Below are 20,415 nucleotides of genomic sequence, written 5' to 3' on the forward strand. Positions count from 1 at the left end.
TACAATAAATACCCGTTTTAGTAAACCCGTTTAAAATCTGTAGCCAATTCTTAAATGCAAATTCACAGCTACCTCACCTTCATTTTCTAAATATCCAGCATTCTTAGCAAAATAGTAAACATAGCCTACTCCTACTCCTGTTTCGTAATTAAAATGATTTCCAATATTCCTTCTGATTCCCCAGGTTGGTACGATAGAGATATCACTAACTATATTAATGTCATCATAATTTGAGATCACGAACCAGTCTGGATGATAGCTGGTTTTTAATGAGATAAAGTTTCCACTATTCCCATCTGTACGACGGTTTTTTTGAACTCTTTTTTCAAGATTATAGTACCAGCGAGGTTCTACCGTAATTACCGGCACAAATACAACCCCTGTTTTGTCATAAAAAGATCCTCCCCAGATCCCTGTATCAAATCCTAATTCTCCTCTTAAGGCAAGGGAGTTATTTAATTTAGATTCATTGTGTACCCATGCTCCTAAGAATCCTGCTTGGAGTTCGAAAACAGATTGTTCTACACTAGCAGTTTGAGATTTTACGATTAAGGATAAACCACAGAAGATGAGGCTTAAAAATGTTTTTTTCATTGGGTATTGTATTTAGATCTATTAAAAAAAGGGGGGATCGATGAAAACAAAGCCATGCTGGCACAGTTTGCTTCGACCTAGTAAAATTTATAAAATTGCGATTATGTACTTAATATTTGTTGTATTGGTTGGGCTTAGCCGAAAATGTTACAGAAAATCATAGAATTTTTAATAAATACTTCATTTCAAATCCAAGTTTAGTGTTGTAACGGTATGGGTTAGTGAAGGTGAAAAAATCTACTTAAATTCCTTCTTTTTAACAAATCCAGTTCACTACATGGCTATAGCCATGACAACTAATCCAAATAACATCATTGCATAAAATGCCATCATGATAATAGTAAGCACTCCAATAAATTTATAGTGAGATTTCAGGCTCCCAATAGCAGCATTGAAACTGGTAGAATCCATAGTGATAAATGCTTGCTTGATATTTTTAGAAAATTTAAATAGATACATTACCGGGAAATAGTAAAGTAAGGCAACAAATAAGTAAATAGCCCCCATAAGGATTCCTTGAAATGGAAATTGACCTACTTCTCCTCCAAAAGCTGTCATAATCGTACCCATGGTAAAAGCTGCAACTACCATAAATCCTATAAACACAAAGCCTAAAATAGCCAGTAGTTTAGCCCATCTCCCTGTTTCTTTAAAAAAGTGAATAGACTCCTGCGGAATACTAATTACCGTACTTTCATTCTCATTGTTGTGCTGGGTTAAATGTTGATTCATAGTCTTAGATTTAGGTTGTTTAAATTTTAATCTTTCTTAATATTAATGAATACTAATAAGTACTGTATTTCTACAATACAGGGTTTTAGCAATATGAGATCTTCCTTAAATTAAACGAGAAATCCTCGCTTTTAAGGCAATATTAATTCTATGATCTGGCAGAAAATAAAGTCTTGAAATAACTTGTTTCAATATTTTTTGCAATCGGACTTTAGATCTATCCCTTTTATTTTCTATTCATAACAATGAATCTTCCAGTTAATAACCAACCAATTCCTGCTCCTGCTAATATTCCAAAAAGGAATTCAAGATCATATCTTTCTAAAAAGAAAATGCCTATTAATCCAACTACTAAACTTATTAGGCCTAAAATTCTAATTTTATTCATTTAAATTATATTTTTAAAGTTTTAATCAGACTTTTAGTAGCAAGCTATATCTTCATTTAATGCTGAATAGATTTAAGCTAGTAACTAAGGACAGCTTATCTTGGCATTTCCAAATTTCGGCATTGTTGGCTGTTACTTAGGCACTAAAATATTACTTTTCAGAAGAATGACCACTATTCCACTGAAATGATTGGAATTAGATTTCATTGTATTTCCCTCCACACCAGATAGATCGTATAAATTAAATAAAAACCTAGTAACAATCCAGCTTCCCATCTATCGAGTTGCTTCCTTTTTCCTGTAAACATCGCCATAAATAAAAACAAGGTTCCACCTATCAAAATAACAATATCTAAATTAAAATTAGGATTGAAAGAAATTGGTTTAATAAAGGAGCTTACAGATAATATTAATAGAATATTAAAAATGTTCGAACCAATAACATTACCAATTGCTATATCGCTATTCTTCTTTGAAGCTGCTACTATAGAGGTTACTAATTCTGGTAAGGAGGTTCCCGCGGCAATAATTGTTAAACCAATTATTTTCTCACTAACGCCTAAGCTTGTAGCTATCTGTATTCCATTATCTACAACCAACTGGCCTCCAATTACAAGTCCTGCAAAACCTATTATTATTAGTCCCCAGATCTTATAATTAGATTGAGGTACATAAGAAATTTCTATGGTCGCTTCTGTTTTCATCTGCTTAAATACATAATACAAAAAGGCTGCAAAGCCCAATAGTAAAATTAGTCCGTCGATTCTGGAAATAGAAGAAGTTTCATTCAGAAAAAAGTCATTCGCTAGTAGAAAAAATATAAGTACTGCGAATAAGGAGATCGGAATTTCCCGCCAAACAGTGGAAGACTGCACAGAAATTGGATAGATCAAACCTGCGATCCCTAAAATTATAAACAAGTTAAAATTGTTGCTGCCAATAATATTTCCGAAGATAATATCTGGATATCCATTTATAGAAGCAATAGAATTTACTACTAATTCTGGAGCAGAAGTTCCAAAAGCAACGATGGTTAAACCAATTACCAGATCGGATACTTTATACTTTTTGGCTAAAGAAGATGCGCCATCAACTAACCAATTCGCTCCAAAAATAAGGGAGGCAAAACCCAAAATTATCAAAATAATAGAAATCAGCATATTATGAGATTTACTTAATTACAGCATTGCTAATTGCATGACACTTAGAACTTGTGACAGAAGTTATCTAAGTGCAGGCTTTAAAATGTATACAAATAACATCTAAAACACTGATTTTTTAATACAATACAACAATAATTAATTAACAATTTTGGTGATAATATCTTTCTGTTTCGTTGGTAACTTTTCTAAGTGTTTTCTTCAGCCCCTTTCCCTGCGCTACCTATGAGCAAATCTATTCAGGACTATAAATTAGATACTGTGGAATTGCTTATATCTTTAAATCTATCCAGTCTGTTAGCTTAGTTATATATTACGTTCTGTCTAAAAAAAAGGTTTTAAAGCAATGCATACAAATTACAGAACTTGGAATTTCAACTAAAACTTCTCTTCTAGAATTGCTGGGATATCTATTGAATTAAGAGCGATCTTAATTTCGTCCATATTCATTCCTGCTTTAATAGAATTGTTATAATGTATATTTATAATTCTTTTATCATTTTTAGATAATTGAGTATTATTATCAGTTTGGTATCTATTCAAAATACTAAAGTCATTTTCCAACTCCCCCAATATTCCTAAAGATTTAAGAAACGTTTTTTTTATGTTGAAGCTGCCTCGTTTTGAATCTCTGGTTTTTGAAGGAACAATACAATAACTGGTATTAGTAAGTTGTTTTTCGCTATTATAATTTCTACTATTCCAGTTATCAAATTTGGTTAAATTTACATTTTTTGGAGCTGTAACTTTATAATTTGCGAAGTAGGCATCTAGCTCGCCGAAGAAGATTTTTATATCGGATTCGGCAATGTTCTTTGTCTCAACAATTTTAATATTTACGAGATCTTCAATTTTATTAAGATATTTTTCCCATCTTTTTTTAGACATATATTCGAACTCTCCAGCGATGTGAACTTTGAGAGTGTCTTTATTCTCCCATTTTATTATTGGAAGATTATTAGTATCATATTCTAGAAAAGCGCTTTCAATATAATCTGTTTTTAGTTGCTCTTCCTTTCTAGATTGAGAGTATATTGTCATGCTAAAAGTAAAAATAAGCATCAAGCTAATTATTGTAGTTTTCATTATTAATTTTCTTTTTTATTTATAATCCCAAGTATATTGGTTAAGGTTAATAGTGTAGAATATAGACGCGTCTTTTTAGCTGCTGATTATAGGCTTAGCAGTTTATTAATTGTAATCATGATTAGTAATTTTCAAAGGATCGTATAGGATTTTGAATTTATCTACTTTTAAAAAAAATCACCATTACTTATTCAATGCTTTTAAAATACGCTCTTCGTTGATTAAAATATCTCGAAATAATACGTGAGGAAATTCTTGATATTTGGATATTTTGAAAGCTTCAAAAATATTAGATAAAGTCAGAGCTGTTACAAGTGATAAATTCATTTCAGTATCCATTTCACAATCAGTCACAAAATCATCACTAAATTCGGGTGCTATAAGTAGAATTTTTACAATTCTTAAATTGTTTTTTAAAGCTAAATTTTGATATGATTTTAATTGTCGAGATACCGTACTAAATTTATTATAACCACGTTCTTTACTTGTCTTGCATTCCACAATAATAACTTCATTATTTCCTAAGTTTATAAGAATATCGATCATATCCTTATTGGTGTTCAGTTGATTTTTAAATTTCTCATCAACATCAAAACCAAGGCCTTTGAAAATCACCTTTGTTAATTCTTCGAATTTTATCCCAAGCTCACTTTCCTTAACTATTATTCCATTTTCTTTTAATAAATTAAGATTACGGTATCCAACATTCATGTAATTTTCTAGATATAAATTTTCTACATCTTTATAATGTTCTAAAATATTTAGAATATTTTCTCCCCTTTGTCTAATTCCATTTTCTTTAATAAATAGGGTTAAATCTGATTTTGATATTAAATCTAAAATGTCTCTTGGTTTGATATTATATTCCAATAAAAATTCACCTTTTAGAACGAATTCATCTTGTAATTCAAATTGGTCTTTAATTTGTTTATTTAATTTCGGTAAAGATTGATTCAATTCAGTTAATAGCTTATCAAATCCATCCAATGAAATTCCTACTTTTTCGTCTTTTTCGACAGAATCAAAATGCTCAATTAAACTATTGATCTTTTCTTCAAGAGTACTGCCTCTCAAATTTTTAATTTCAAGACCTTTCTCACACAGTTCGTTCAATGTTTTTTTGTTTTCTGTTAAAGTGCTTCCAGTTTTATATATACCAGCAAGTAGAAGATTCGTAAAGGACACTCCTTCTTTAATTATTCCTTCAATTTTTTGAGAATAGTCTAATTTGCGATCAATATTGTGGTCTTTAGCAATTTGGTTAATAATTGGCTCTCTCAAAAGTTTTAAAGTGCGGCGATAAAATTTTTCTGCAACTTCTTTTTGGCGAATTTTTCTCAAAACTCTTACCATTTCATCTGCAACATAAATAGTGTTTTCTTTGTTAGAATAAAAAATCACCCCAATGTTTTTTAAACCTTTGATTACTTCTTGAATTTCAATTTTTTTGATAGGTAATATGGAGTAATTAATTAATTTTATTTCTTCCTGAGAAAGACCAAGTTGCTTTGAAAGAGTAAGGATTATGGATAATTCATCTGAACTAACTTTCGAATCTCTATTGTTTTCTACATCATTATAATAAGCTGTATGAAGACAAGCCTTGTATATTTTATAGTCTCTTTTACGCGTTTCACTTAATTCAGATTTATCATTTTCAAAATCTGAATTTAATATTTTGATTTTATTTTTAAGATTTTTTATTTCCGAATCATACAATCTTGAAAACCAATCTTGCTTCATAATACAATTACCATCTCTTATAATTATATCAATTAAAATATCTAATTGGGAGGTGATTTCCTGAAATTCACATTCTATATATTTTTGAAATTCATTAGATGTTAAATTAAATATCGTGGAGATATTCTGATTATCTACCGATTTCAGACCCTTATCTGATGAGTTCAATAATTTATCAATTTCTTTCTCATTTTTAGGGTTCTTGGAAATGATATTATCAATTATCTTGATAAATGAGTTTTTTTCTAGTGATCCTAGTCTATCTAATATTTTCTCTAATTTCATATAATTGTTGATTAATTTGATTGTTGACAATTGGAGGCCAACAAGTATTATAAATTCATCTTCATACATGTTCCCTTAAAATTCTTAGGAGAATACATGTAAATTATAAACTGAAATTACTTGGAAGGTAGGGCAACGGGAATTTCTATATTTCAAAAATACATTTATTATTACTAATAAAAGTGCAAGTTTACTTATTAAGTGTCAATATAAATGCTTGATAATTATAGTTTTCCTAAAATATCATGCAAAACAAAAAATTCAACTTTTTAGCTATTGCATGGAACGTCCCTTACAAATTCATCTGTTTTAAAAGTATAACGCTAAGACTTATTAATTCAGGGTTTCAGCTAAATAATAAAGCTGTGTTTTAATTTACCTCAGCTATCAGGAAATGCCATTAGTTAAAACCTCCTAGCGCGCCTATAATAGCAAGTAAACCAAAAATAAACAGAGCAACGATCACAAAAGGTAAAACAACATTCATCAATGCTTTTCCAATAGAAAATTTTTGAATAAAAACCACTCCTTTTACCAATATAAATACCATCCAAATTTTAAGAATGGCGGCTATTAAGAACAAAAGTATTAGTCCTGTATTATCTATAGAAAATCCATTTTCCCATACGCTATTATTAGAACCTCCACCATAAATGAGATATTGTGGGATCACCACAGCTAAAGAAAAGATAGTTGGCACCAAAGCCCAAGCGATCACTGTTCTAAAATCTTCTACACTAGCTTTTCCTTTTAAGATATCCCCGGCGATGCTCAAGAAATAGGCAACTAAATAATAGGAGATCCATCCCAGAGCTCCACTTATTAATAAAACGATTAGAAGTTGTGGAAGATCATCAGACCCATCCAAGGAATTTCTATCTAATAAGCGTCCCACTCCGCTGGCCATTCCACCAAATACAAAGAAAATGAAAACACTCTTCTTAGGTTGGTTCTCAAAAATATATTTAAAAGTTGCAGTAGGATGAAACAGAATATTCTTCCATAAATTGGAAGCATTTATATTTGGTGTAGTAGCTGTGTTTTCCAAATTTTATAATATGAGCGATTAATAAATGAGCATGCTTGTAAGGTTCATCTAAAGTAAATAAAATAATTTTATCGTATCACCAGAGAAATTCTTTCCGCCTACTATTAAAACAATTTTAATTATCATGAAAAAATTCAGCTTTAACCTCTTCATAATTAAGAGTGTAAATTTCTATAAACACATAATAGTATTGTTTAAATTGGTAATAAAACTTATTTTAGACTGTAATTTCTCAGTGTCTAAGAACAGATAAAATTTAAGGTCATGAAAAAAATACTTGTATTGTTGCTTTGTACATTCTTCTCGTTTGGGATGAAGGCTCAAAGTTTTATTGGGGCCTGGGAAGGAACTCATACTTCAGAGAATGGAGATAAGCTTAAAAGCCTGGTCATTTTTGCCGTTGGCTATCAGGTTATAAGCACTTATAATGCCGACACTGGGGAATTTATTAGTACTAACGGTGGCACCTGGGAGCTCACAGAAGATACAATGACAGAAAAAGTAGAATTCGATACTAAAAACCCAGAGCGTGTAGGTACCGAGCTGAGCTTTAAAGTATTTAATAATGATTCTATCATGGGCATTGTTGGGGCTGATATGAAATATAAAAAAATAGATAATGGCTTGCCCGGAAAATTACAAGGTGCGTGGTTGATGTCTGGTAGAATTAGGGATGGAGAAACACAATTAAGAGACACTAGTGGCCCTAGAAAAACAATGAAGATCTTATCTGGCACTCGCTTTCAATGGATAGCTTATAACACCGAAACTAAGGAATTCATGGGCACCGGCGGGGGAACTTACACTACGGTTAATGAGGAATATACAGAGAATATAGAATTCTTTTCCCGAGACAATTCTAGAGTCGGGAACAGCCTTAAATTTGACTATAAATTAGTGGATGGCAATTGGCATCATTCCGGGTTGTCCAGTAAAGGAGATCCAATTCATGAAATATGGAGTATTAGGGAATAAGTGTCTAATATTAGGAACTTCCACAAAATAATGCAATGCGTTGTTCTTTAAAACTCAGGCAAAACTTGCTTAGTACAAACCTACTTTCCCTTGCACCGATTCGAAGAGTTTTTTAGAATCGAAACCTACACCATCTTTAAAAACCAATTCCATTTTTCGGATATTACGGATGTCCTCCCGCAAATCTCCATCAATTAAAATCAGGTCGGCTTTCTTTCCTTTTTCTATACTGCCTACCTCTTTTTGCCTTTTCAGGAATTCGGCACCATTTAGTGTTCCAATCTTAATAGCATCTGTTAATGAAAATCCAGCTTCCACAAGAATTTCTATAGTTCGTTGGTTGGCATATCCTGCAACTGTTCTTCCCGCTCCTGTAGGATCTGTACCTACAACCAGCTTCCCTCCTTTTTCATAAAAACGTTTAGTCCATTCCAGATCTTTTTTGAAAAGCTCGATCCCCAGAGAATCTTTATTCACTGCACGATCGTATTTATTCTGAAGATCATCCTGAAGCTGTGGGATCATGGCCTTAAGTCCGCCGCCCGGGACAACTTCGAAGCCAGTGTAAGGCTCAAAGACCACAGGAGTTGTGGTAATAGTGGTGTTATTTTTAATTAACAGATCCATTAACGCTTCCATTCTTGGATCATCTACATTGGTATTCATCAAACTTTTTCGGGCTTTAAAGGGATCGCACATGTCTTCAATTTTATCATCTATAAGATCGCTAGAAGCCATAAAGCCGTGCTCCAGATTATCTATACCAATATTCGAAGCTTCTTCATAAGTTAGGGAACACAAATGCCCTGTTACTTTAAGTCCGCGTTTATGAGCTTCTGCCACGCATATTCTAAGGTCTTCTTTAGTGATATGATTATATACTTTAAAGGAAGTCACTCCTTTATCTGCCCAATAGTTCACCAGTTTAGCAACCTCAGCAGTACCTTCTATAAAACCGAGTTCCGGGATCTCATAACCCTCACGCTCTATAAAAGGCCCTGTAACATCCATTTTGGGACCTGTCATTTTCCCTTCTTCTATCCATTTCTTTACGTTGAGATCTGTTTGTGGCTGAATACTACCACCAGTTCTCATAGTTGTAACGCCACCGGCAAGATATAATCTTGGAAAAGTGAAGGTCATCTGGCCTACGCTAAACCAATTCTCGAAAGGCTTACTATAAAATAAATGCTCGTGTAACATCACCAATCCGGGGATTACCGTTTTCCCGGTTCCGTTAATGATCAAGGAATTTTTAGGGATCACTACAGAAATTGCATTACCCACATCTTGAATTAATCCTTTGCTAATCACAATTGATTGCCCCTCCTTTATTTCTCCACCGGTACCATCTATCACAGTAACATTTGTAATTGCAATATTGGAAGTATCTACTGCAATAAAGGCTTTTACTTGCGGAGTGAACTCCTGTGCATTTATTTGAAAACTAATAAGAAATGCGGCGATCCATAAAAACGAGCTTTTTATCATTTGTTAGAATTTATTGCGGTGATTAGCATTTTTGGTGAACTGAAGAAAAAAGTATTTATAATTATTCACCTTGTAGTTTTTTCAGCATCTCTTTCCCGTTTTCGTTTTTTGGATCCAACTCTACAGACCTCTTATAATTAAGAATTGCCAATTCCTTGTTTCCTGCTACCATATAGGCTTCTCCTAAACTATCGTACACATTGGAAGATTCAGGGAATTCCGTAACATTCAATTTAAAAACTGCGATCGCTTCATTTAATTTCCCAGACTGTAAAAATTGATATCCCAAGGCATTTATGTCATCTTCTTTCAGAATAAATTCCTTAGCAGCTTTTTGCTTTTCAAAAGCAGCCAGGCCAGCTTCCAATCCGTTTTTATTGATTTCCTCCATCAGAAAATTCGCAAGGGATTTCTGCGGAAGATCATAAGGCATTCCATTCAATATCTTATAAATATTACGGCTCATTTCACCAAGATTGGTTCCGCCGGTATTGTTAAGCAAGACAATTAAATCCTGCTTGGAAGGAGTTCTATTTATAATCGTATTAAAGCCGTTTATTCCACCTCCATGCCCAACTATAGTAATGCTATCTTTAGAAATGCCATCAGGCATTTTATCTACTCCCCAACCATATCCATAGAAGCTATCTCCAGACTTAATATGTGGAGTAAACAATAGTTCTTTATTTTTCTCGGATAGTAATTTATTTGAAGCCAATCCCCTATCCCATAAATAAAGATCTTCTACTGTAGAGTATATAGACCCTGCAGAATATGGAATAGACATATCTAAATATGGCGCATTAGAATAAGAGTTTCCTCTTTCTTGATATCCGGAAGCTCTGTTTTTTAGGATCACATCATGATGATCGAAACCTGTATCTTTCATATTTAAAGGCTTAAAAATCTTTTCCTGTAGATTCTCTTCGTAAGATTTGCCAGTCACTTTCTCTATAATCACTCCCAATAAAAAATAACCTGAATTGCTATAAGAGTATTTTTCTCCCGGAGCAAATTCCAGTTCCATATCTTTAAATAAGGAAGTAAAATCATTAGGAGTAAAAGGATCCCGACTAGTTTCAGCAAAAAACTTTGGAAAAGATGTGTAATTTGGAATCCCAGAAGTATGCGTAAGCAAATGATGTAAGGTGATCTTGTCTCCAGTCGTTTTAGGATAATCTTGAAGATAGGTAATAATAGGCACCTCTAACTTCAACTTCCCTTCTTCCACTAATAGAAGGATGAGCATGGATGTGAATTGTTTAGTTATAGAACCCAGCCTGTGTTTTGTGTTTTCATCATTAGGAATATCCCATTCCATATTTGCTTTTCCGAAACCATTCTTATAAATAATCTCCCCATCTTCTGCCACCAATACAGAACCATTAAATTGTCCATATTCTGAATATAGAGTCATAAGGTCTTCTATTTGAGCTGCTTTGGACTGAGCATTCATTGCGGTATTACTTAGTAAGGCCAGAATACAGCAAGTAAAAAATGTTCTTAAGGCATGATTGGATTTTAGAAACATATTATTAGTTTTAGATATTTAAAAAAAATGATAAGTAATTAATTATCAAGTCACTAAAATAGCGAATTTTTACTTCAGTCTATTATAACGGCTGTTATAGGGAAAATAGAATATAAAAAGATCGGCAGCGGTATATACCCTGCCGATCTAAAAATGTAATGAGTAACTTGGATATCTTATTTGGTATATGGTATTCTTCTAGAAACTTTTCTCATTAAGATATTAATAAGGTCTTGAGCATCTGAGCCTAAACTCCCTTTAATCTTCTTATTATAGTTTACTATCAATTCATTATCACTAGTATTAGTAAAATCCATATTCATTACAGCAGCACTGGTTGCAAACATTCCTCCAGTAAATACGGCCAAACCAATAGCAGCTGCGTTAGACATTGGTTTAGAAGTTTCAAAATTACCGGTGATAATAGCCTCTACTCCAAGGATCTCTCCAAGCTCGCTTGGTAGATATCCTGAAATATCATGAATATCTATATCCTGCCGTTTTAATAATGTATTAGTAAGAGTTGGGTTTTGAACCTTTACTAACATAGTTCCTCTTTTTTCTCGAGTTAGGAACCAGGTATACATCCCTTTTTGGATATCTAATGCTTCATCTCTATTCATTTGTTCCATTTGTTCTGGAGTAAAATCTTTCAATTCTTTCGGTCTTAATTTCACCTGAACTTTTAGTGGTAAAATAGCAATGGTAGTCGTGTTCTCTACATAATTATCTGCATCTGGATGAACATAAAGTTTTGTTTGAGAAAACATTAAAGAAGTAAATAGGAAACAAAAAATAAGTAATACTTTATTCATGTGTATTTTGATTTGATTATGCCTACTAAGGATTCAGTTGGTTTTTCGGCTAACTCCCAACATTAAAGTGCTTCATTTAAAAGAATGATCTCTTGGATGACATCACTTTTTAAATTGAAAATTATTTAAGAATTTGAAAGAATTTTCTTTCAAAATGAGATTTTAAAATAATATATCTATTCTTATTAGCGTAGGGCCAATGGATGATTGTAGTGTAAACTTACTGTAATAATCCAAAAAAGGCAAATGCATTTTAAGATTTTATTAACAAACCAATTCATCCTAACGTCCCGAGCTATGTAACACTTAATGACATATTAATTAAGGATCGCGATAATTCTCAAAGGAGCTCCACTACCTCCTTTTATTTTCATTGGTAAGGCGATCACTTGGAAGTCTTTACTTGGCAGTTTATCTAAATTTGTTAAGTTCTCGAAAGCCGGGATGTTATTAGAAAGTAAACTAATATGGCTTTGAAAATCTTGAGACTGGCCGTAGTCTATGCTGGGAGTATCTATTCCAATTGCATGAATGTTTCTGTTTTCTACTAACCATTTGGCCGCTTCTGGGGCTAATCCTGGAAAATGTAATTTTTTTACAGCTTCTTCTCCACGCTCTTTAGTACCTAAATATTTCAGTTTATCGGGATATAATTTAGAAAAGCCAGTTTCCAGTAATATTATGCTGCCCTTTGAGATCTCCCCATTCTCTTCCTCCCAATTTTTAAGGTCTTCAATACTAATAAGATAATCTGGGGAGGCAATAGAATTTTCAGAAACATCTATCTTAATGGCATTTCCAATTAGATTGGAAAGTGGAATTTCATCTACCGTCTGAGTATTTTCCGCAAAATGAATAGGTGCATCTATATGAGTGCCCCCATGTTCTGCAGTAGCAAAATTATTAGCAGCATAATAATACCCTTTATCTGTAATTCCCTTTGCAACTACCTCCATTTCAAACTCCTTGGCAGTTACCCAATAAATAGTTTCTTCAGAGAAATCATGAGTAAGATCTATTATTTGTCCTTTAGGGAATTGAGTTTTTTGTGAAGATATGATCTCCTTGGAACGTTCTGCCTTTTTATCACAACTAGCGATCATTACTATATAAATCAAAAAATAAATTTTGCTGATCTTCATGATTCCTTAAGTTTAGAAATATTCATTCGTCACAGGTTTTTCTCAATTTGCTTGCTCGTAGGCTTCTTTTAGCCAAGCAGTTAATTCCTTATCTACTTGATCTATCTTACTTAATTTAACCCTATGCGTGCACATAGTTCCAAAAGGCCCGGAATTTTCAAGTCTTTCTGTAGTAGATTTATCATTAAATTTTAAACCTAGATCTATTCTAGTTTTTGTGGCTGGCTTAATTAGAGCAAATTGCCGCTTTCTTATTATACTAACACTTGTCTTTTTTGGAGTGACTGTCACATCATTTCCAAATGCTTTAATAACTAACAGTAGCTTATTGTAGATAGGGATTAAATCCTCTTTACCTTTGTATTGTATTGCTACAAGATCTTCTGGCTCTTCTTTATCCTCCTTAGATAAATGTATTATGGTATTGGCAAATCCATGGGTGACATTATGTTCTTCCTTTAAAAATTTCATAGCTTCTCCATGCTTAGCAAAAGATTTGGTTTTAAGCAATTTTTTCCATTCTTCTAAAGATCTGCCAGTCTTTTCAGGCATATTAGCGATCATTGTTTCTAAGGCCTTTTCCATTTTTAGTAGCTTTAATATTTGTAATAGTACACAGCATTCACATTAATGGACTGATGCTGCAAGAGATTTCTTTTCTATATATGAATTTAATAAACTTCCTGTTTTCTTCTGAATTTGATCTCTCATATAAGAAGACCATCCTAGTAAGTAACCACTGGCGCCCAAAGCTTGTTTAGACCAAGACCAAAGATCAAATTTATCTGTATGATTTATGATCTTTCCATCCCTGAACTCAAAATTTGCAATTACTTTATTTATTACATTTCTCTTTTTTGGTCCATATTTATAATGAGCCGTCCAACTAACCTTTGCGTCCTCTTTCCCTATTTCTAAGATCTTATAAGTTATAATTGCTTTGCTATCTTTTTTACTGAGTAGCATTTCCCACATATTTTTTGCTTTACTGCCTCTAAGCTTACCAAATGCTGGATCTCGAAAAGTGATGTCCTTATGATAACATTCTATCATCCCTTGTGCATTTCCATCTGAAAATGAATTATAAAATTTTTCTAAGAGTTCTTTATTGTTCATTTTCAATCGATTTTAAAAAATGTTTAAAGCCTAAAAACGGATACTATTGGTATCGACTAACAGAGTTATTAAATTATATATTGGGCCTTTATTTGGGATATTCAATAAAGATACTTGATTTTATAAATACATTCAAGTGATGCCTTTTAAAAAACTTAAAGTCTACTTATTCAATTATTAATCTATTTATAAAGCATAGAATAAGATTAGCCAGATGTACCAAAAAAAGAACCATCTCATTAGACTTTGTCCAATTAAGATGGTTATGCCTTTAAAATTTTATCATCAGTTATTCTTCAGGAAAATTTGAAGCGCTCATTAGCTCATGCATTTGTTGCACATGACGATCTGTATGTCCAGACATAAACAATACTACTTGCAAGCCATCTAGAGTTCCAAAAGGCATTTGTGCATAATGATTTCTTAGGTCATCATCGGTGTTTTTTAGATAATCTATATGGCTTTCTCTACTGTCTTTAAATACTTTTAAAGTCGCATTAAAATCACCAAACTGAGAGCTAGGTTCCATTTCTTTCGAAGTCTTCACTTTAGTAGATCTATCTTCAATAAATCCAAGGATTTGTTCATCTGTCATTTTTACTTCCCCGCGTTTAGATGGATCTGCAGGAGTTTTTAAACTTTGTTCTAGCATTCCAAAAATCCCATTTTCTGTAATTGCTAAATGTTCTGTGATCTCTGCCAGTGACCAGGTTTCGTCATCTGGCTTGTAATTTAGTTGTGCTTCAGATAAACCATCCAAAGCCAATAACATTTCATCTTGAGAATGCACTAGTTCCTTAACAGCCATTTCTCGTTCTGCATCTGTAAGCTTAAAAGTTTCAGAAGTAAAACTTACCAAAACAAGCATTACAATTGGTAAAATGATCCTTTTCATAATTTAATGATTTTACAATTATATTTTTAATTCCCTGATCTTCTTCAAAATCACAACTTCATTTTCACTCTCTAAGATAGTACATCCTTTCCATATTTATGATGCCTCATTATCAGAATTTATATTGATATTAATCCTTAATTTATGATGCTAATAGCTTTTCAGAAAACATTATTTAAAGAGCGTCTAGTTTCAGAAAAACCTACTTGGATATAGATGTAGAAATATTTTAAATATAATTAGAAAAACATCTATCTAGATTTATATAGCAGCGTAAGTAAGAAAATAAAGATTAATTAAATTTAATTAAAAGGCAAGAGATCTGGTTCTAAAAATTGCTGCTTTGCAAGCGGAATATTATAAATCTCTATAGCATAATGAGCTGCCATAAGATCTTTAAAATTATACTTTAATCGGGGAAACTCCGTTATTAAACTTAAAAAATTGGTTGAAGAAGATCGTTTTATAAAATGATCCATAGCCTTGATAGCGGCAACACTAAGAGTCATATTAAATTTATCTTCAGCACCCAAGTTTTGTACATATTTCTTTAATTGAAATGTAATATTAGAAATGGCTTGTTCTATTCCATAATTGGAAATATGAATATAAGCCAGTCTTAAATGTGCTTCGTGAGAGAACAAAGCAGGATCTAATTGTGCTGTTGCAAATTGCTTTTCATATTGAGCATCGCTAAGTACGAAATGAGAATTCAAAATGAAATGTTTTTAAAAAATTATATGTGGTATGCTTAAAAATATGTTTTCTGCTGTAGATGATCACTTTCAGAAATTTAAAAAAATAAAAGTCTTAGATTTGAATTTATAAAAGTTAAAATCTCTAATTGTTAATATTGAAGTCTGATTCTTTATTTTAGACTCTTGCTAATTTGTATTTTTGCACAAACTCCCTTGAGAATATATGCCCAAGAAAAAAGCCTCGACCAGAAAAACTAAAAATACGAAGATCAAAAAACCAGAATTTAAACTTTCTAGGCAACAAAAAGTAGTTTTAGGCAGCTTCCTTATGTTATTGGGGGTCGCCTTACTAATCGCTTTTATTTCCTTTTTATTTAATTGGCAAGCAGATCAAAGTACACTACAAGATTTTGGAAATCGAGACTTGGTGGCTAAAAATTGGATGAGCAAATTTGGCGCAAGCATCAGTGATTTCTTTATCTATAATGGTTTTGGACTAGCAGCTTTTATACTAGCTGGCTTAGTAACACTTACCGGAGTTTATTTATTTTTTGCTTTTAAACTTAAAAATCTTTTTAAGTTTTGGTTTTGGGGCTTATTAATGATGATCTGGTGGGCTGTATTTTTCGGATTTTTTGCTGAAAAGAACGCCATGTTAGGAGGTCGCGTTGGTTTTGAGATCAATGATTATTTACAAGATTTTATTGGATTAATAGGAACTTCCTTATTGCTAACCTTTATGCTTATTGCATATTTGGTTTTTAGGCTGAAGATCACTCCAGAACTTATAGGTACTTATATAAATACTAAGAAGGCGGAATTAAAAGATGATTTTGAAACTTCTAAAACTGCCTCTGCACCGCCCGCAACTAAAACTTACGAAGAGGAGGATTGGGTTTCAGAAGTTGTTACTAAAAAAGAGACTTCCAATATTCAGGATAAATCCACTCCTACTCCCCTTACTCTTAATAAGGAAGTTCCAAAACCAGTTCCAGTTGCTGTAGACGAGGATGTACAAATGGAGGTAGAGACTGTAGAAGAGGAAGAAGCAGAAGATACTTTGAGCAAAAAATTGGTTAAGGATTTTGGAGAATTTGACCATACACTAGAATTAAAAAATTACAAATGGCCTACAATAGATCTATTAAAAGATTATAATGCTGGTGGTGGCGGAATAACAGTAGATCAAGAGGAATTAGAGGAGAATAAAAACAATATTGTCTCTACACTTAAAAATTATAAGATAGAGATAGCCCACATTAAAGCCACAGTAGGACCAACGGTAACTTTATATGAAATAGTTCCTGAAGCAGGAATTCGTATTTCCAAGATAAAAAATTTAGAAGACGATATCGCGCTTTCGCTTGCGGCGCTCGGAATTAGGATTATTGCCCCTATCCCAGGAAAAGGAACCATAGGTATTGAAGTACCAAATAAAAATGCTACCATAGTTTCTATGCGTTCTGTGATAGCTTCTCCAAAATTCCAAAATGCTGAAATGGAATTGCCTTTAGCTTTGGGTAAAACTATTTCTAATGAAACCTTTGTTGTAGATCTTGCCAAAATGCCTCACTTACTTATGGCGGGTGCTACAGGACAAGGAAAATCTGTTGGATTGAATGCAATTTTAACTTCATTATTATATAGCAAACATCCTGCAGAAGTGAAGTTCGTCTTAGTAGATCCTAAGAAAGTAGAACTAACTCTTTTTAATAAAATAGAGCGTCATTATCTGGCTAAACTTCCAGGATCTGAAGATGCTATTATCACCGATAATTCTAAGGTAATTGCTACGCTTAATTCTCTTTGTATAGAAATGGACGACCGTTACAACCTTTTAAAGGATGCAATGGTTAGAAACATTAAAGAGTACAACGTAAAATTCAAAGCCAGAAAACTCAATCCAGAGAACGGACACAAATTCCTGCCATATATCGTATTGGTAATAGATGAATTTGCAGATCTTATTATGACCGCTGGGAAAGAAGTAGAAACCCCTATCGCGAGATTAGCTCAATTAGCTCGAGCCATAGGAATTCACTTAATTATTGCTACACAAAGACCTTCTGTAAATGTGATAACAGGAATTATTAAAGCCAATTTCCCGGCTAGAGTAGCATTTAGAGTGACTTCAAAAATAGATTCAAGAACAATTTTAGATTCCCAAGGAGCCGATCAGTTAATTGGGCGTGGAGATATGTTATTTACTCAAGGGAATGATCTGGTGCGTCTTCAATGTGCATTTGTAGACACTCCAGAGGTAGATAAGATCACCGAATTTATTGGGTCTCAAAAAGCATATCCAGATGCTCATATCCTACCAGAATACGAGGATGCAGAGAGTGGCACAGGACTTGATATAGATGTAAGCGAGCGAGATAAATTGTTCCGGGAAGCCGCAGAAGTTATAGTGATTGCGCAACAAGGTTCTGCTTCTTTACTTCAACGAAAATTGAAGTTAGGGTATAATCGTGCTGGAAGAATTATAGATCAGTTAGAAGCTGCAGGAATTGTAGGTCCCTTTGAAGGAAGCAAAGCCCGCCAAGTTTTAGTGACAGATCTCGTCTCACTAGACCAACTATTAAATAATTGAGACACAAATTAAAAAATTAAAAATGAAAAGATTAAGTATTGTAATGATCGCCTTATTCAGCGTTTTCGCCATGAATGCTCAGCAATCTACAAAAGCTAAAAAATTATTAAGCGAAGTATCTTCTAAGGTAAAAGGCTATGATAATATGGTGATAGACTTTAAATATTCTCTGGAAAACACTGCAGAGAGCGTAAGTCAAGAAACACGAGGAGATGTAAGTATTCATGGAGATAAATATTTGTTGAATTTAATGGGAACTACTCAATTATTCGACGGTAAAAAGATCTACACCATTATTCCGGAAGATCAAGAGATCAACATCTCTAATTATGTAGAGGAAGACGATAACAACATCACTCCTTCTAAAATGTTCTCTTTTTACGAGGAAGGATACACCTACAAATGGGATATATCTCAGGATATTAAAGGAAGACAGATCCAATACATCAAGTTAACACCTATAGATAGTAATGCCGATGTAAAAAATATCTTGTTAGGTATAGATAGCCAGACAAAGCACATCTATAATTTAATTCAAACGCAGGATAACGGGACTAAGATTACCATTACTGTAAAAAGTTTTAAAACCAATCAGCCTTTAGCTAAAAGCTTGTTCAGCTTTAATGAAGGACGATATAAAGATTTTTATATCAATAGATTAGACTAAATTGAAAATACTAGACCGGTACATATTAGTAAGTTATTTAAAAACATTTTTAGTTGTTTTTATTATCCTGATGTTCATTTTTGTACTTCAAACCATTTGGTTGTATATAGGTGAACTTGCCGGAAAAGATATAGATGCAGGAATTATTTTAAAATTCCTGCTTTATTTTTCGCCTAAATTAGTGCCTTTGGTGCTGCCGCTTACCATTCTGCTTACCTCCATTATGACTTTTGGAAGTTTTGCTGAAAACTATGAATTCGCCGCGATGAAATCTGCAGGGATCTCCTTACAGAGAGCAATGCGAAGTCTTACCGTTTTTATAATCTTTATAAGCCTTCTGGCTTTTTTCTTTTCTAACAATGTAATTCCAGCTGCTGAATTTAAATCTATTAATTTAAGAAAAAATATAGCACAGTTAAAGCCTACAATGGCTATTTCTGAAGGGGTTTTTAATGATATAGGTGAAATTAATATTAAGGTAGATGAGAAGACTGGAGATAACGACCAGTATTTAAAGAATGTAATTATTCATCAGAAATCTACTGGAGGTGGAAATCTTACCGTTATTAAATCTACGGAAGGAGAACTGGTAGGAAGCACGAATTCTGAAGTCTTATCGCTCATTTTAAAGGATGGGAATTATTACGATGAAATTCCACAAAGAGATCTCACTAAACGAGATAACAAACCTTTTGCAAAGAGTTATTTCAAGGAATATATCATCAATATAGATCTTTCTAATTTCAATAATGTAGACATGGATGACGAGAATTATAGAAATTCTCAAAGCATGCTTAAGATTGGAGAGCTTTCACAGAGTATAGATTCTTTCTCTACTTCCTACAACCAAGAATTAAATAAATTCGCAGATGTAATCTATAGTCGTACTGGCGCAACCTATTTTGCATCTAATTATACACCTAAAGATTCTATCACCAATTTTGAAGAATCTGTTCTAGAGTTGTATGATAATAAGAACGGATTACAAATTGTAGAACTCGCCTTGGGAAGCGTTAATGCTGCCTTATCTAATGTTACCATTAAAAAACAGGAATTTAAAAATAGCGCCAAACAGCTTAATAAATTTGAGATTGCACTACATGAAAAATATGTATTAGGTGTGGCTTGTATTATTTTATTCTTTGTTGGTGCCCCTTTAGGAGCAATTATTAGAAAAGGTGGAATGGGACTCCCAATGGTCGTTGCCATCTTAATTTTCCTTACTTATCACTTTATAGGGATATTCGCTAAGAACAGTGCAGAAGATGGAAGTATGAGTCCGTTTTTGGCATCTTGGCTTTCCACATTGATCATGTTTCCCTTAGGTATCTTTTTCACATATAGGGCAACTACAGATCAAGGCCTCTTAGCCTTTGGGAATTTTATGGCTCCAATTAACAAGCTTATTAAAAAACTCTTCAGGAGTAAGTCGGAAACAAAATAGATTAAATATCTT

At 32.9% G+C, this 20,415-nt stretch carries 19 protein-coding genes; 4 read left to right on the forward strand and 15 right to left on the reverse strand.

Translation table 11 applies throughout. From position 1 onward, the window contains the following. Positions 1 to 30: 30 nt before the first annotated feature. From BC962_RS08680 to BC962_RS08705, 7 genes are all read right to left on the reverse strand, one after another. On the reverse strand, positions 31 to 594 hold the full coding sequence (locus BC962_RS08680) for a hypothetical protein (protein WP_121345601.1): 564 nt from the start codon (positions 592 to 594) through the stop codon (positions 31 to 33). 273 nt (positions 595 to 867) lie between these two features. Further along, the gene (locus BC962_RS08685; RefSeq protein ID WP_121345602.1) at positions 868 to 1,326 is read right to left on the reverse strand and encodes a hypothetical protein; all 459 of its coding nucleotides are present in this window, start codon (positions 1,324 to 1,326) and stop codon (positions 868 to 870) included. Between the two features lie 226 nt (positions 1,327 to 1,552). Beyond that, on the reverse strand, positions 1,553 to 1,714 hold the full coding sequence (locus BC962_RS16350) for a hypothetical protein (protein ID WP_183075474.1): 162 nt from the start codon (positions 1,712 to 1,714) through the stop codon (positions 1,553 to 1,555). A gap of 203 nt (positions 1,715 to 1,917) precedes the next feature. Continuing rightward, positions 1,918 to 2,874, reverse strand: a complete 957-nt coding sequence (locus BC962_RS08690) for a calcium/sodium antiporter (RefSeq protein WP_121345603.1) — start codon at positions 2,872 to 2,874, stop codon at positions 1,918 to 1,920. A 378-nt stretch (positions 2,875 to 3,252) separates the two neighbouring features. Beyond that, positions 3,253 to 3,960 carry a DUF2927 domain-containing protein gene (locus BC962_RS08695; protein WP_121345604.1) on the reverse strand — a complete coding sequence of 236 codons (708 nt, stop codon included), beginning with the start codon at positions 3,958 to 3,960 and terminating at the stop codon, positions 3,253 to 3,255. Positions 3,961 to 4,143: 183 nt separating this feature from the next. Then, on the reverse strand, positions 4,144 to 5,988 hold the full coding sequence (locus BC962_RS08700) for a helix-turn-helix domain-containing protein (protein WP_121346047.1): 1,845 nt from the start codon (positions 5,986 to 5,988) through the stop codon (positions 4,144 to 4,146). 400 nt (positions 5,989 to 6,388) lie between these two features. Next, entirely contained in the window at positions 6,389 to 7,036 is a 648-nt protein-coding gene (locus BC962_RS08705) for a Yip1 family protein (protein WP_121345605.1), read from the reverse strand. 264 nt (positions 7,037 to 7,300) lie between these two features. Here BC962_RS08705 and BC962_RS08710 point away from each other — a divergent pair, with 264 nt between their 5' ends. Further along, positions 7,301 to 8,011, forward strand: a complete 711-nt coding sequence (locus BC962_RS08710; protein ID WP_121345606.1) for a membrane or secreted protein — start codon at positions 7,301 to 7,303, stop codon at positions 8,009 to 8,011. 69 nt (positions 8,012 to 8,080) lie between these two features. Here the strand turns inward: BC962_RS08710 and BC962_RS08715 are convergent, their stop codons facing one another. The 8 genes from BC962_RS08715 to BC962_RS08750 form a co-directional block, all read right to left on the reverse strand. Next, positions 8,081 to 9,502 (reverse strand): amidohydrolase family protein, encoded by a 1,422-nt coding sequence (locus BC962_RS08715; RefSeq protein WP_121345607.1) that lies wholly within the window; start codon positions 9,500 to 9,502, stop codon positions 8,081 to 8,083. A 61-nt stretch (positions 9,503 to 9,563) separates the two neighbouring features. Further along, a complete protein-coding gene (locus BC962_RS08720; protein ID WP_121345608.1) occupies positions 9,564 to 11,033 on the reverse strand; it encodes a serine hydrolase in 1,470 nt (489 codons plus the stop codon). A 176-nt stretch (positions 11,034 to 11,209) separates the two neighbouring features. Beyond that, positions 11,210 to 11,848 (reverse strand): hypothetical protein, encoded by a 639-nt coding sequence (locus tag BC962_RS08725; RefSeq protein ID WP_147405639.1) that lies wholly within the window; start codon positions 11,846 to 11,848, stop codon positions 11,210 to 11,212. Between the two features lie 317 nt (positions 11,849 to 12,165). After that, positions 12,166 to 12,966, reverse strand: coding sequence for a cyclase family protein (locus BC962_RS08730; RefSeq protein ID WP_121346048.1), 801 nt, complete (start codon positions 12,964 to 12,966; stop codon positions 12,166 to 12,168). A 66-nt stretch (positions 12,967 to 13,032) separates the two neighbouring features. After that, on the reverse strand, positions 13,033 to 13,575 hold the full coding sequence (locus tag BC962_RS08735; RefSeq protein ID WP_121345610.1) for a DUF4287 domain-containing protein: 543 nt from the start codon (positions 13,573 to 13,575) through the stop codon (positions 13,033 to 13,035). A 42-nt stretch (positions 13,576 to 13,617) separates the two neighbouring features. After that, positions 13,618 to 14,106 carry a nuclear transport factor 2 family protein gene (locus BC962_RS08740; protein WP_121345611.1) on the reverse strand — a complete coding sequence of 163 codons (489 nt, stop codon included), beginning with the start codon at positions 14,104 to 14,106 and terminating at the stop codon, positions 13,618 to 13,620. A gap of 289 nt (positions 14,107 to 14,395) precedes the next feature. Further along, on the reverse strand, positions 14,396 to 15,001 hold the full coding sequence (locus BC962_RS08745) for a DinB family protein (RefSeq protein WP_245984129.1): 606 nt from the start codon (positions 14,999 to 15,001) through the stop codon (positions 14,396 to 14,398). Positions 15,002 to 15,303: 302 nt separating this feature from the next. After that, on the reverse strand, positions 15,304 to 15,717 hold the full coding sequence (locus BC962_RS08750; protein WP_121345613.1) for a hypothetical protein: 414 nt from the start codon (positions 15,715 to 15,717) through the stop codon (positions 15,304 to 15,306). Positions 15,718 to 15,922: 205 nt separating this feature from the next. Here BC962_RS08750 and BC962_RS08755 point away from each other — a divergent pair, with 205 nt between their 5' ends. The 3 genes from BC962_RS08755 to BC962_RS08765 are packed head-to-tail and all read left to right on the forward strand — an operon-like array spanning position 15,923 to position 20,403. Further along, on the forward strand, positions 15,923 to 18,292 hold the full coding sequence (locus BC962_RS08755) for a DNA translocase FtsK (protein ID WP_121345614.1): 2,370 nt from the start codon (positions 15,923 to 15,925) through the stop codon (positions 18,290 to 18,292). A 22-nt stretch (positions 18,293 to 18,314) separates the two neighbouring features. Beyond that, a complete protein-coding gene (locus BC962_RS08760) occupies positions 18,315 to 18,959 on the forward strand; it encodes a LolA family protein (protein ID WP_121345615.1) in 645 nt (214 codons plus the stop codon). A gap of 1 nt (position 18,960) precedes the next feature. Then, entirely contained in the window at positions 18,961 to 20,403 is a 1,443-nt protein-coding gene (locus BC962_RS08765; protein ID WP_183075476.1) for an LptF/LptG family permease, read from the forward strand. Positions 20,404 to 20,415 lie beyond the last annotated feature (12 nt).

Origin of the sequence: Gillisia mitskevichiae (assembly GCF_003634585.1) — a bacterium.
In the GTDB taxonomy this organism is placed as follows: Bacteria; Bacteroidota; Bacteroidia; order Flavobacteriales; family Flavobacteriaceae; genus Gillisia; species Gillisia mitskevichiae.